The sequence below is a fragment of the Brevundimonas sp. FV2ps16 genome, from assembly GCF_058681075.1.
On the sequence record NZ_CM178728.1, the window covers coordinates 924,939 to 938,865 of the forward strand.

7 protein-coding genes and 1 riboswitch are annotated in these 13,927 nt (G+C 67.9%); of the genes, 3 read left to right on the forward strand and 4 right to left on the reverse strand.

The features are described from left to right. Positions 1-921 carry an aldo/keto reductase gene (locus tag ACW170_RS04380; protein WP_492088461.1) on the forward strand — a complete coding sequence of 307 codons (921 nt, stop codon included), beginning with the start codon at positions 1-3 and terminating at the stop codon, positions 919-921. Here ACW170_RS04380 and ACW170_RS04385 read toward each other — a convergent pair. Continuing rightward, complete coding sequence (locus ACW170_RS04385; RefSeq protein ID WP_492088462.1) at positions 905-2,722, reverse strand: TonB-dependent receptor plug domain-containing protein; 1,818 nt, start codon at positions 2,720-2,722, stop codon at positions 905-907. The genes ACW170_RS04380 and ACW170_RS04385 overlap by 17 nt on opposite strands. Positions 2,723-2,871: 149 nt before the next feature. Next, positions 2,872-3,054, reverse strand: a riboswitch (cobalamin riboswitch). Between the two features lie 75 nt (positions 3,055-3,129). Here ACW170_RS04385 and mutS point away from each other — a divergent pair. Together mutS and ACW170_RS04395 are read left to right on the forward strand one after the other, a co-directional pair. After that, the gene (gene mutS / locus ACW170_RS04390; protein ID WP_492088463.1) at positions 3,130-5,832 is read left to right on the forward strand and encodes a DNA mismatch repair protein MutS; all 2,703 of its coding nucleotides are present in this window, start codon (positions 3,130-3,132) and stop codon (positions 5,830-5,832) included. An 84-nt stretch (positions 5,833-5,916) separates the two neighbouring features. After that, positions 5,917-7,743: a methyl-accepting chemotaxis protein gene (locus tag ACW170_RS04395; protein WP_492088464.1), complete on the forward strand. Its 1,827-nt coding sequence runs from the start codon at positions 5,917-5,919 to the stop codon at positions 7,741-7,743. 105 nt (positions 7,744-7,848) lie between these two features. Here ACW170_RS04395 and lpdA read toward each other — a convergent pair whose 3' ends face one another. The 3 genes from lpdA to ACW170_RS04410 all read right to left on the reverse strand — a co-directional run bounded on the left by lpdA (position 7,849) and on the right by ACW170_RS04410 (position 13,844). Then, a complete protein-coding gene (gene lpdA / locus ACW170_RS04400; protein ID WP_492088465.1) occupies positions 7,849-9,255 on the reverse strand; it encodes a dihydrolipoyl dehydrogenase in 1,407 nt (468 codons plus the stop codon). A gap of 123 nt (positions 9,256-9,378) precedes the next feature. Next, complete coding sequence (locus ACW170_RS04405) at positions 9,379-11,448, reverse strand: PAS domain-containing sensor histidine kinase (RefSeq protein ID WP_492088466.1); 2,070 nt, start codon at positions 11,446-11,448, stop codon at positions 9,379-9,381. Between the two features lie 56 nt (positions 11,449-11,504). Next, complete coding sequence (locus ACW170_RS04410) at positions 11,505-13,844, reverse strand: TonB-dependent receptor plug domain-containing protein (RefSeq protein WP_492088467.1); 2,340 nt, start codon at positions 13,842-13,844, stop codon at positions 11,505-11,507. Between the last annotated feature and the right edge of the window lie 83 nt (positions 13,845-13,927).

The window sequence follows — 13,927 nt, forward strand, 5'->3', positions numbered from 1 at the left end:
GTGACGCATTCCTCCGCCACCCCTTCGGCGCCCTCGCCCATTGATCGCCTGGCTCTCGCCGTGGTGACCGAGCCTCAGCGCCCGCTCAATTCCCTGATGAACAGCCAGACGGGCGCGCGCGAAGACGCGATGCGCTTCCTGCTGCAGACCGGATCCGACGCCGGCGTGCGGATGATCGCGACCCGTCCCGTCGGCGACGGCGAACGCCTGCTCGGCCAGGCCTGGCCCTTCCCCTCGCCCTTCCGTGTGACGGTTCGCACCGTGTCCCTGAATGAAGGCCTGGACCGGGTCGAAGCCCGGGCGCGCCGGTCGCTGGAACGACTGGGCCTGCCGCGCGGCGAGGCCTTGCTGGTCGACAACGCGGCCGATCTGGCCGGCGCCGAAGGCCGCGCCCTGTGGGATCGTCTTCAATCCTTGAAGGATCGCGGCCTGTTCCGCAGCATCGGCTTCTGCGCCACGATCGAGGACGGGCCCGCCCTGCTGGCGCGACGCCTCGAGGCCGATGTGGTTCAGGTCTCTTGCAATCTTCTGGATCAGCGCGCCGCTGCGGAAGGGGTTCTGGACGAGCTCAAATCCGTCGGCGCTCAGGTTCATCTGGCCTCCGTCTTCGCCGGGGGCCTGCTGTTCGCCGGCGGGGACGACCTGCCGCCGCATCTGGCCGACTACGCCCAGGTCCTGTCGCGCACGCGTCGGCGCCTGGCGGAACGGCGTTGCGACCCGATGCAGGCGGCCCTGGCCTACGCGTTTTCACTGAAGGCTGTGGATCGCGTGGTGGCCAGCGTCGCCTCGGCCGCCGAGCTGCGCGCTATTCTGGCCGCCGCCCATGCGCCCAGCCCCGATCTGAACTGGTCGGAACTGGCGCTCGAGGCGCCGGCGGCCTTCGCCGCCGACGCCCGCGCGCGCATCAGTAGCGCAGCCTGACCCCGACATAGGCCGACCGACCGGGCTCGCCGTAGCCCAGCACCTGCTGATACCGCTCGTCGGCCAGGTTCTCGACCCGGGCCGTCAGGGCGACCTGGTCCGTCAGCTGATAGGCCGCGTTCAGGTTGGCGGTGACGAAGCTGTCGCGCACGCCGCCGGAATCATCCTGGTCGCCCTCGGCGCGGACGGTCAGGGCGCCCGAAAGCCGATCCCCCGTCCAGCCCAGGGTCGCCGAACCGGCGTGTTCCGGCACGCGCAGCAGGCGGGCGCCCGTCGTGCGGTCCTCGGCGTCGGTCCAGGCATAGGCCAGGGTCAGATCGAAACCGGCGACGAGCCGGGCGCGGCCTTCCAGCTCGATCCCGTCCGACCGGGTCTTGGCCACATTGATGTAGCGACCGGCGGAATAGGTGATCTGATCGTCCACGTTCAGGCGATAAGCGGTCGCGCGACCGTCGAAACGGCCATCGGCCGAGGCCCAACCCAGAGCGATCTCGACGCTGTCAGCCGTTTCCGGCTTCAGTTCCGGCCAGGGCAGGGGCGCGTAGCAGTAGTCGCAGACGGCCTGGCTGACGGTCGGGGCCTTGAAACCCGTGCCATAGGCGCCGGACAGGATGAAGCCGCCGGCCAGATCATAGGCCGCCGAAATCCGACCGGTGGTCTTTGAGCCGAAATCATCAGTGTCGTCGAAACGCAGGCCGCCGGTCAGGTTCAGGGCGCCGATATCGTATTGGGCCACGCCGAAGACCGAGGTCGTCGCCAGGTCACGCGCCTCGCCCGAAGACAGGTCGGCCGAGGATTCATCGCGTTCAGCGCCGAAGGCGTAGGTCACGCCCCGTGCCGCGCCGTCCGCCTGCCAGCGATAGGCCTGCCGGTCGCCGCTGAAGGTGGAGCCGAAGCCGCCGCTGTAGGAGGTGCGTTCGATGTCGGAGGCCGAGACGCTGAACTGGTGCTTCAGGCCCAGGGCCGTCAGGCTGGCGCGGCCGAAGCCGGACCATTGTTCCGACTCCTGAGTGTCGTCGGTGTCGGCCAGGGCGTAGGTCGGGGCCGGGAAGCCGTCCAGATCGGCCTCGCTCTTGGACCAGCGGGCCGATCCGTCGAACTTGACCGTGTCGGAGACAACATAGCGCCCCTTCAGACCGACGGTGGTGTTGGTGAAGCCGTCGGCCTCGGGATTGCCGTCGGCCTCGTCGGCGGCGGAAATGCCGTCGGTGTCGAAGTGCGAAACATAGGCGCTGACGGCATAGGTCTCATTGGCGACGCCGGCGGCCAGGCGACCGCGCACGGTGTCGAAACTGCCGGCCTCGGCCTCGGCGCGCAGGCCGTCGATCTCCTTGGTGGTGAAGGCGATCACGCCGCCGATGGCGTCAGATCCCCACAGCGACGACTGCGGGCCCGACAGGACCTCAATCCGGGCGACGTCGCCCAGGTCGAAGCCGGAGAAATCATAGGCGCCATTGATCTCGGCCGGGTCGTTGACCGAGACGCCGTCGACCAGAACCAGGGTCTTGCCCGGCGTGGCGCCGCGCATGCGGACCTGGGCGACGCCTCCAAAGGCCCCTGAACGCGTCACGGACAGGCCGGGGACGTCCGACAGGATGTCGGCGGCGAAGACGGCGCCGCGCTGTTCGATGGTGTTGGAGTCGATGACGCGTGCGCCGGGCGTGTCGGCGACGATGGCGGGCAGGCGGGTGGCGGTGACGACGACGTCGTCGAGCCGGGGCGCGTCGTCGGCCGCAAGGGCGGGCGCGGCCCAGATAGAGGCGGACAGAGCCGCCGTAGACATAAGAATGGAGCGCTTCATTGAGCGAGAATCCCCGATGTCGGCTCCGCGAGTGCGCGCGAGGAACCGGTATGAGCGAGCCGATCCGCCGGGCCTGAAGGGTCCGGACGGCGCAAGATCGGGTCGCTACGACGAGAATCCCCGCGCCTCTGTCTGGTCCCGGACAGCGGACGAGCGACATTAGGCGGCCAGGTCTCCTGGCTTGCGGGTCATAAACCGCCGTCCTCGCCTTCCCAGTCACCCAGTGGCGCCGGGGTGAAGAACCCCGGACGGACGACGCTCTCGCCGCCTACAGTTGCGGGCACAGCCACGGCGTCTCACCGTGTTCCCTTAACCGCCTGACGGGCCTATCGCAGGGGCGACAAGCCTGTGCAAGGGCGGCTTAACGGGCTTGAGCGGTCGGCTGTGATCCGTCACCCTGACAGCACATGAACGCGCCCGCTTTCCCGCCCCCCGAACATTCGCCCGAAGTCGCCGCCTCGCTGGAAGGGGCGACGCCCTTCATGGCGCAGTATCTGACGGCCAAGGCCGGACAGCCGGACGCCATACTCTTCTTCCGCATGGGGGATTTCTACGAACTGTTCTTCAAGGACGCCGAGGTGGCGGCGGCGGCCCTGGGCATCACCCTGACCAAGCGGGGCAAGCACCAGGGCGAGGACATCCCCATGGCCGGTGTGCCGGTCCACGCCATGGAGGGCTATCTGGCCCGGCTGATCCGCCTGGGCCACAAGGTCGCCATCTGCGAACAGCTGGAAGATCCGGCCGAGGCCAAGAAGCGCGGCGGCAAGGCCGTGGTCCATCGCGGCGTGGTGCGGGTGGTGACGCCGGGAACCCTGACCGAGGACAGTCTGCTGGACGCGCGCGGCGCCAACCGGCTGGCGGCGGTCGCGGTGCGCAAGGGCCGGGCGGCCGTGGCGGTGGTGGAGCTGTCGTCTGGGGCCGTGGACAGCGTCGCCTGTGCGCTGGAGGATCTGGGCGCGGCGCTCGCCGCGTTTCGGCCGTCCGAGGTTCTGGTCACGGACCGGATGTATTCGGACCCGACGACGCGGGACGCCCTGGACGGGTCCGGCGGCGTGGTTCAGGCTCTGGCGAGCGCCATCGCCGAACCCCAGGCGGCGCGGGTCCGCGTCGAACGGCTGTACGGGGTTGCGGCCCTGGACGGTTTCGGCGCCTTCGAGGAGGCCGAGGTCTCGGCTCTGGGCCTGATCGCCGCCTATCTGGAGACGACCCAAGCGGGCAAGGTTCCAGCCCTGGCCCCGCCGCGCCGTCTGGGCGAGAGCGGCTTTCTGGCCATTGACCCCGCCACCCGGGCCAGTCTGGAGATCGACCGGACGCAGAGGGGTGAGCGCGAAGGCTCGCTGCTGGCCTGTATCGACCGCACCGTCACCTCGGGCGGGGCTCGGGCCCTGGCGGAACGGATCGCCCGGCCGCTGCGCGATCCGCTGGCGATCAACGAACAGCTCGACGCGGTCGAATGGCTGCTGGAGCGGCGCGCCCTGCGGCGCGATCTGCGCGACGGCCTGAAGGCTTCGGCCGATGTGGCGCGGGCGGTCGGGCGGCTGGCGCTGGGACGCGGGGGACCGCGCGACCTGGCGGCGGTGCGCGTGGGCCTGTCGATTGCGGAGGGGATCGCGGGCCTGTTCATCGGCCAGGTGGATCCGATCACGGGTCAGCCCCGCCGCATCGCCTTGGCCCTGGACCGGCTCACCCTGTCGCCCGAAGTGTCGCGGCTGAAGGCCGATCTGATCGACGGCCTGGTGGACGAGCCGTCGCATCTGGCGCGCGACGGCGGCTTTGTGCGCCCCGACTATCGCCCCGAACTGGACGCCGCCCGCACCCTGCGCGACGACAGCCGACGGGTGGTCGCCGATCTGGAGGCCCGCGCCGTCGCCGAATCCGGCGTGGGCTTCAAGGTCAAGCACAACGCCGTCCTGGGCTATTTCCTGGAGACCTCGGCCAAGGCGGCGGAAGGCTTGCTTAGGGCCGGGCCGGACAGCCCCTTCATCCACCGCCAGACCCTGGCCAGCCAGGTGCGGTTCACCACCGTCGAACTGTCGGAGCTGGACGCCAAGATCAGCCAGGCCGGCCATCGCGCCCTGGCCATCGAGGCCGAGATCTTCGAGACCTGGCGGCGCGAGGTCGCCCGTCTGGCCCAGCCGCTGCAGGCGGTCGCCGAAGCCCTGGCCGAACTGGACGCCCACGCGGCCCTGGCCGAATGGGCGCAAGAAGTCGGGGCGACCCGGCCGGTGGTGGACGACAGCCTGGTCTTTTCCGTCGAGGCCGGGCGGCATCCGGTGGTCGAGGCGGCGGTCAAGGCCGCAGGCGACCCCTATACGCCCAATAATGCACGGCTGGACGGGTCAGGGTCGGATTGCGCGCGCCTGGCCATCGTCACCGGGCCGAACATGGCGGGCAAGTCGACCTTCCTGCGCCAGAACGCGCTTCTGGTGATCCTGGCTCAGGCCGGGGCCTTCGTTCCGGCGCGGTCGATGCGGCTAGGCGCCGTCGATCGGCTGTTCAGCCGCGTCGGGGCCGGAGACGATCTGGCGCGCGGCCGCTCCACCTTCATGATGGAGATGGTCGAGACCGCCGCCATCCTGACCCAGGCCACGCCGCGCAGTTTCGTGGTCCTGGACGAGATCGGCCGGGGCACGGCGACCTATGACGGCCTGGCCATCGCCTGGGCCACGGCCGAGGCCCTGCACGACGTCAATCGCGCCCGCACCCTGTTCGCCACCCACTATCATGAGCTGGCCCAGCTGGAGACACGGCTGGACCACGTCTGCAACCTGTCCATGACGGCCAAGGAATGGAATGGGGATCTGGTCTTCCTGCACGAGGCGGCGCCGGGGGCGGCGGACCGGTCCTATGGGGTGCAGGTGGCCAAGCTGGCCGGAGTGCCGCTGGCGGTGGTGGCGCGGGCGAAGTCGGTGCTGGAGCGGCTAGAGGGCGAGAAGGCCGCCACTGCGCGGCTGGACGATCTGCCCCTGTTCGCAGTCGCCGAGCCGGAGCCGGCGCGCGGTCCCTCAAAGCTAGAGACGGCCTTGAAAGCGGTTGATCCCGACGCTTTGACGCCGCGCGACGCGCTGGAAATCCTCTACGGGCTGAGGAGCCTGATGAATTCCGCGTAAGGACTAATACTTATCGATTAGAAATCTTAACCCTGTTGGCGGAAGGTCGGTCCTAAGTTAGGTTACACCTGCGTGGATTCGACCATGAAACTCAGCGCGCTCTCCCTTTCGGCCAAGACGGCCTTGATGGTCATTGCCGCCCTCGGCGCCCTGACGCTTGTCCTGATAGCTGTGTCCGCAGTGCTGTTGACCCGCGACGCCGAAGCCCGCGCTGCTGAGCGGCAAGAAGCCAATATGCGCGTCGCCTGGGACGTCCTGGCCGATTATGGCGACGGCTTCTCGGCGCGGGACGGCAAACTCTATGTCGGATCGACGCCGATGAACGACTTCGTGGAGCCGGTGGATCGGATCAAGGCTCTGGTCGGCGGCACGGCCACCGTCTTCCTGAATGATCTGCGTGTCACCACCAATGTGGTCAAGGACGATGGATCGCGCGCCGTCGGCACCAAGCTGAAGCCGGGCCCCGTCTATGACGCCGTACTGAAATCCGGCAAACCCTATCGCGGCCAGACCGAAATCCTCGGCAAACCCTATTTCGTCGCCTACGACCCGATCAAGAACGCCGCCGGCCAGACCATTGGCGTGCTGTACGTCGGCATACCCAAGGTCGATTTCATGGCCTCGGTGAACCAGGTGATCATCGCCCTGTTCGTCTGCGGCCTGGTCGCCGCCCTGCTCGTGGTAGGGGCCTGCCTGGTTGTTTCGCGCCGGATGTTCTCGCCGCTGAAGGCCCTGTGCGAGCGCATGGAAGCCCTGCGTCAGGGCCGCACCGATTTCGACGCCCCCTGGGTCTCGCGCGGCGACGACATCGGCCAGATCTCCCGCGCGGTCATCGCCTTCCGCGACGCCGCCGTCCGCCAGAAAGAGGGCGAGGCCGAGACCGAGGCCATGCGCGAGACCGCCCGCGCCACCCGCGTCGCCGGCGAAGCCGAGCGTGAGCGCCTGGCCGAAGAGGACGCACTGGTGGTCGAGGCCCTGGGCGACGGGCTTGCGGCCCTAGCGCGCGGCGACCTGAACCACCGCATCACCGCCACCTTCGCCGAGCGCAGCCGCAAGCTGAAGGACGACTACAACGCCGCCGTCGACACCCTGGCGGGAACCATGGGCGACATCATCGAACTGGTCGGCGCCATGCGGGCGGGAACCACGGAGGTGTCAGGCGCCACCGACGACCTGTCGCGCCGTACCGAACGCCAGGCCGCCGCCCTGGAACAGACCGCCGCCGCCCTGGACCAGATCACAGTCACCGTTCGCAAGACGGCCGAGGGCGCCCAGTCCGCCGCCGAAATCACGGCCCAGGCCCGTGGCGGGGCCGGCGCGCGCGAACAGATCATCGCCGACACCACCGCCGCCATGGGCGAGATCGAGGCGACCTCGGGCCGGATCAGCGAAATCATCGGCGTGATCGACGAGATCGCCTTCCAGACCAATCTGCTGGCGCTGAACGCAGGCGTCGAGGCGGCCCGCGCGGGCGAGGCGGGTCGCGGATTCGCCGTGGTGGCGTCGGAAGTGCGCGCCCTGGCGCAACGTTCGGCCGACGCCGCGCGCGAGATCAAGGGCCTGATCGCGGCCTCCAGCGCCAGCGTCGGCGAAGGCGCCCGGCTGGTGTCCCAGACCGGCGGCGCCCTGACCGCCCTGATCAGCCAGGTGGCCGAGATCAACCAGCTGGCGAGCGAGATCGCCGCCTCGGCCAAGGAACAGGCCGTCGGCCTGGCCGAGATCAACGTCGCCGTGAACCAGATGGACCAGACCACCCAGCAGAACGCGGCCATGGTCGAACAGACCACCGCCGCCAACCAGGCGCTGAGCCAGGAGGCCGAGAAGCTGGCCGAACTGGTGTCGCGGTTCCGCATCGGCGAGGCCGCGCGCGGCGGTCATGCGCAGGACGACCAGACGTCCTGGGCCGCCTAGTCCCTATCCGCCCAGACCCAAGCAAAAGGCCCGCCCGGCGAACACCGGGCGGGCCTCTTTCATTCAGAAGCCTGGCATTTCAGACGCCTGGGAAGTCGCGCCTGATCAGGCCTGCATCATCCAGCCTTCGACATCCATGGCGGCCTGACGCACGGCTTCCGAACGGGTCGGGTGGGCGTGGCAGGTGCGGGCGATGTCTTCCGAGGCGCCGCCGAAGCTCATGGTGATGGCGGCCTCGTGGATCATTTCGCCGGCCTGCGGACCCATGATGTGGACGCCCAACACCTTGTCGGTGGCGGCGTCGGCCAGGACCTTGGCGAAGCCGTCGGTCTCATGGTTGATCTTGGCGCGGCTGTTGGCGGTGAAGGGGAATTTGCCCTTCTTGTAGGCGACGCCGGCGGCCTTCAGCTGTTCCTCGGTCTGACCGACCCAGGCCACTTCGGGGAAGGTGTAGACCACGCTGGGGACCAGGGCGTAGTCGACGTGGCCGTATTTGCCGGCGATGGTGTCGATCACGGCCACGGCGTCCTCTTCCGCCTTGTGCGCCAGCATCGGGCCGTGGGTCACGTCGCCGATCACCCAGACGCCATCCGCCACCTTGAAGTGGTCATGGTCGATGAAGCCGCGCTTGTCCGGGGTGACGCCGACGCTCTCCAGACCCAGGCCCTCGGTGTAGGGGCGGCGGCCGATGGCGACCAGGACGACGTCGCCCTTGAGGGTTTCAGCGGCGCCGCCGGCCGACGGCTCGACCGTCAGCTCGACCCCGTCCTTGACCGACTTGGCGGCCGTGACCTTGGCGCCCAGTTTGAAGACCATGCCCTGTTTGGTCAGGGTGCGCTGGAAGGCGGTGGCGACCTCGGTGTCCATCCCGGGGGTGATCCGGTCCAGGAATTCAACGACGGTGACCTCGGCGCCCAGTCGACGCCAAACCGAGCCCAGCTCCAGGCCGATGATGCCGGCGCCGACCACGATCAGCTTCTTGGGCACCGCCGGCAGGGACAGGGCGCCGGTGGAATCGATCACCTTGCCGTCCTCGAAGGCGACGCCGGGCAGGGGGGTGGGTTCAGAGCCGGTGGCGATGACGATGTTCTTGGCGTCGAGGGTCTGGACCGAACCGTCGGCGGCGGTGACTTCGACCTTGCCTTTAGCGACGATCTTGCCGCGGCCCTTGATCCAGTCGGCCTTGTTCTTCTTGAACAGGAACTCGATCCCCTTGGTCAGGGCGGTGACGCTGTCGTCCTTGGCCTTGTGCATCTGGTCCAGGTTCAGCTTGGGCTGGACCTCGATGCCGATCTTGGCGAATTCGCTGTTGGCGGCGTTCCACATTTCCGAGGCGTGGAGCAGGGCCTTGGACGGCATGCAGCCGACGTTCAGGCAGGTGCCCCCCAGGGTGGCGCGCATCTCGACACAGGCGACCTTCAGGCCCAGCTGGCCGGCGCGGATCGCGGCGTTATAGCCGCCGGGCCCTCCGCCGATGATGACGACGTCGTAGGGAACGGGGGCTTCGGCCATGATATCCTCTGGTCTTCTGGCGCGTGGGGGCAGGCGGGCGGACACTAGCGCCGACCCGGCAAGGGTCAACCACCGCGCATCATATGGGGCCTAGGAATCGACCTTTGCAGGGGGCGGCGGCGCTCAGGACGCGGTTTCTGTGGCCGTTTCGTCCGTGGAAGGCCGGTTTTCGACCCGTTCCGCGTCGGCGCCTGGCGCCGAAGGCAGGGTGACGGAGACTTCCGCGCCTTCGCCTGGGGTGCTGTCGATGGCCAGAACGCCTTCGGACTGCCGGGCGAAGGCGAAAGCCTGCGACAGGCCCAGGCCTGCGGCGTCCGCCCGGGTGGTGAAGAAGGGCTCCGCCGCGCGTCTTACGGTGTCGGCGTCCATGCCCGGGCCGGAATCGCGAACGCTCAGCCTCAGGCCGCCGTCCGCAAGGACCGCCAGACGAACCGCGACCGAGCCTGCACCGTTCGAGGCTTCGACCGCGTTTCGGGTCAGGGCCAGAACGGCGGCCTCGAAGGCCGCAGGGTCGATCCGGGCGAAGGCGGGCTGGGCCGGGGTCTCGATCATCAGGTCGATGGCCGGTCCCGCCAGCAGACGCAGCTTGGACTCCAGCCCCGCCAGGAAGACGCCGATGTCCAGCCGCTGCAAATTGGTCCGGTCCTCGTCCTGGGAGAAGGCGCTCAGGCGCCGGGTCAGGCGTTCGCCACGCTGACCGGCGGCCAGGGCGGCCTGGCCCAGGCGACGGACGCGCTCGGGCTCATCGACATGGCGCAGCATCAGGTCCAGAGCCGAAGTCATGACCCCCAGCAGGGCGTTGAAATCATGCGTTACGCCGCCCGCCAGACGGCCGACATTGGCCATGCGGCGCTCGGCCTCCAGTTCGGCGCGGACCAGGCGCTCGGCCCGTTCCGCCTGCGCCATCGTATCCAGCAAGGCCTGGTTGTGGGCGGCCAGGATCTCGCGTTCGCGCCGTGCGAAATCGGCCTGGGCCGCCTGGATCGCCGCAGCCACGGGATCTGCCCCGTCCGCCGCGTCTCTGTTATCCGGCGCCGCGTCGCCTTGCCCCCCGTTCCGGACCTCGCTCTGGACCTCGACTGGGTCCGCGACAGGCTCGACAATCGCGGCCTCCACCATGGCGGAGCCGGCCAGAAGGATGGCGTCCGGCCGGTCAGTCTCGTCAGTCAGCGGCAGCAGGGCCCAGCGGATGCCGGCGCCGTCGGCGTCGACCGTCTCGATGGGCGCCGGGCTCTCGTCCTCGACTGACAGGGCGGCGCGCAGGGCCTGTCGGCCCTCGGTGCGCCGGTCCAGCGGCAGGAACAGGTCGGCGAAGTCGGATCCCGTCACGCCTTCGCCGCGACCCAGCATGATCAGGGCCGTGCGATTGGCCTGGAGGATGCGGCCTTCGGTATCGACCACGACCAGGGCGCTGGACGCCGCGTCGAACACCCGGTCGGCCAGGCTGGCCCGGCCCGCCGGCGGCGGGGGCGGCGGCGCGGGTTCGATGGCCGGGGTGGTCAGGACGTCGGTCTCGACGATGGCCGCGATGGAGCCGGTGACCTGACCCCGGTCGTTCTCGATCGGCATGGCGGTGACCGAGACCAGCATCTTCTTGCGCGTCGCGGCATTCATCATCAGGTGCTGGAAGCCCCGCACCGTCTGGCCGCGAAGGGCGCGGGCGCTGGGCAGCAGATCGGCCGGGATCGGCTTGCCGTCCGGGAAAGTGATGCCCCAGGTCGCGGAGTGGAAGCGCAGGCCCAGAAGTTCGGCGTCGCGCCGGCCCAGCAACTGGTGGGCGGCGCGGTTGGCGAAGACGAACTTGCCGGTGCTGTCGGTCTCGACCATGGCCACGGGCACGGCGTTCATGGTCTCGAACAAGCGCTTGTCCGAGGACTCGGCGACCTTCTGGACCATATCGAGCTGGTCGGTGGCGCTCGCGTGACGAGCGCCGTGGGTCACGGCGAACCACAGGGCGACGGCGGCTATGGCGTAGCCGATTACGGCCATGACGCCGAAGATCAGCGTCCAGTTGACCTCGCCTTCGAGGAACATCGATCGATCCGTCTCAATTTGGGGCGCGGCCCGCCCGTCCTCGGCCCGGCTGTGCAAGGGCTGAACCAGCGATCCGACGAGGGGGGAGTGCGGGAACAGCCTGACGACATCGGCATGGGCGCCGTCAAGCGCCTGAGACGCGACTCGTTCGCCGCGCATGAAAAAAGGGCCGGACGTCGCCGTCCAGCCCTTTCGTAAGTGGTCTTTGGAGGACCTTAGAAGGCCATCCGGGCGACAATCTGGAACCAGGGACCGGCCGATTCCGTCTCCAGTTCGTACTCGTCGTAGTCGCGGTCGATCTGATCTTCGATGGTGTTGAACTTGTCGAACACCTCGTCCTTGGACGAGTCGAGCAGGTTGGAGCCGGTCAGGCGGAGCACCACGTTCGAGGCGACTTGCTTCTCGACGAAGATCTCCAGGTCGCCGCCGTAGCTGGTGACGACTTCTTCGCCGACGATCCGCTCCTTGGCGTCGCCTTGCTTGCGATAGGTGGCGCCGAAGGCCGCGCCCCAGGCCGGGATGTCCTGGGTGAAGCCCACGTTGAAGACATAGTCCGACTGCGAGTTGAAGCGGCGATCGCCCATGAAGTCTTCAACCGAGCTGTCCAGCCAGGAGTAGTTCAAGAAGACGCCAGTGTGCTCCATGCCGATGAAGTCCAGCGGCGTCGACAGGTCGAACTCGATGCCCCAGACCTGGCCGTCGCCGACGTTTTCGGCGGTAAGGACGTAGGAGACCAGCTCTTCCGCCGCTTCCTCCGGGGTCGCCCCGTCGTCGATGGCGTCGTCGTAGTCATCCTGAGCCTGTTCAGAATAGGCGCCGGTGTTAGTGATTTCGATCAGGTCGGTGATGTCGCGATAGAAGGCGTTGACGCCGATCACGCCGCGACGGCCCAAGCGACGCTCAAAGCCGAGGTCAGCGCCCCATGCCGTTTCCGGCTCGAGATCCGGATTGCCCACGAAATCGTTGTCGCCGTATTCGCCTGTCAGGACCGCCGGAGAAATGAAGTCGAAGCTGGGACGACGCACTGTGCGCGCCACCGAGGCGGTGATCCGGTCCGTGTCCGACAGCTTGAAGCGGACGCTCGCCGACGGCAGCAGGATGGCGTAGTCGTTGTCGTTCGTGCGCTCGTCCGCATCGACGGTTTCGTCGGTTATGGTGGAGTCGGTCGTCTCGTAGCGCAGACCGGCTTCCCACTTGGCCGGGCCGTTTTCTCCCGACAACATGACATAGGGGTCGATCCGGGTTTCCTCGATCTTCCCAACGCCGCCCGGAATGCCTTCGAAATCGCCGAAGCTCCAGTCGGTGGCGGCGTTGGTCGAACCGTTGGCGACGTTGAAGCGAACGCGTTCAGGCTCGGTAATCGAGGTGTCGCGGTCCTTCTGATTCCACTGAACCCCGAAGGCCAGTTCCAGATCTCCGGCTAGCGGACGCTTATGTTCGATCGCGCCGCTGATTTCCTTGTCTTCGATGTCGGTCTGGGTCGCATCGGCAGTGAAGCGGTCTTCGTCCGGATAAACGACGGAGTCGCGCCGGAACTCGGACTCATATTCGAACTCGTACTGCTCGTCCTTGATCGAGGCGTAGCCGAGCTTGAACTTGGTCTCGCCGCCCAGCATTTCGCGGACGTAGCGCAGGTTCAGCGACAGGTTGTCGGTTTGGATATCGACGTCGTTGTCGTTGATCGTGCTGATATTGGCGTCGGTCTCGACACCATCGACATATTCGATCGAATCCTCGTCTTGATAGCGATCCGTGCGGACGAAGGCGCCCGACAGATCCAGGCGGCCGCCGGCGAAATCGACGTCATACGAAGCGTTGAAGGAGTAGTCGGTGCCATCGCGGGTGTCGGTCTGGACTTCAGTGTTGTCGAGCGTGCCGTTCGGCTCGTCGAAACGCTGGCTGTATTTTTCCTTGGGGTTGCGACGGTCCTGGATATTGGCGCCTAGAAGCAGACGGCCCGGGCCGGCCTGGCCGCCCCAGACGGCGCCATAGGCGCCGCCCCATTGGCCGTATTCGCTGTCTTTCCAGTTCAGCGCGCCCAGACGCACATAGCCGCCATCCAGCGACAGGGCGTCGCGCAGGACGATGTTGATGGCGCCGGCGACAGCGTCGCCCGAGCGATTGGCCGAGGACGAACGAACGACCTCGACGCGCTCGATCAGTTCAGCGGGAATGCGATCAACGAAGAAGGAGCGATCCACGCCGGCGCCGGGCACCCGTTCGCCGTTGATCAGGATCTGCGTATAGGCCGAGTCCAGACCGCGCATCCGCACGCCGTCCGATTCCAGCACGTCGGAGAGGAAGGTCACCGACGGCACGCGCTTCAGGGCGTCGCCGGCGGTCAGCGGCTCGAAGCGCTGGAAATAGTCGAGGTCATAGGAAAGGGTGGGCACCACGTCGTCGGTGCGGTTGCGCATCGCCGGCTCGCCGGTGACGATGATTTCCTCAAGGGCGGTGGCGGGCGCCGCATTGGCCTCTTGGGCCTGAACCGCGCCGGCGAAGGCCAGCGAAGCGAGGGACGCGAGCGAGGCACCCGCGAGCAGTTGCAGTCTCATGATCTTGATCCCCTGACGTCGGGCTATGCCTTCGACGAATAAAGCGGCGCTTAGACATGAGCGGCGACGCGTCTGTGACGCTA

Excerpts from the sequence above, each read along its gene's own strand:
- ACW170_RS04385 (WP_492088462.1), bottom strand. The coding sequence starts at position 2,722 with ATGAAGCGCTCCATTCTTATGTCTACGGCGGCTCTGTCCGCCTCTATC.
- mutS (WP_492088463.1), top strand. The coding sequence starts at position 3,130 with ATGAACGCGCCCGCTTTCCCGCCCCCCGAACATTCGCCCGAAGTCGCC.
- ACW170_RS04395 (WP_492088464.1), top strand. The coding sequence starts at position 5,917 with ATGAAACTCAGCGCGCTCTCCCTTTCGGCCAAGACGGCCTTGATGGTC.
- lpdA (WP_492088465.1), bottom strand. The coding sequence starts at position 9,255 with ATGGCCGAAGCCCCCGTTCCCTACGACGTCGTCATCATCGGCGGAGGG.
- ACW170_RS04405 (WP_492088466.1), bottom strand. The coding sequence starts at position 11,448 with ATGCGCGGCGAACGAGTCGCGTCTCAGGCGCTTGACGGCGCCCATGCC.
- ACW170_RS04410 (WP_492088467.1), bottom strand. The coding sequence starts at position 13,844 with ATGAGACTGCAACTGCTCGCGGGTGCCTCGCTCGCGTCCCTCGCTTCG.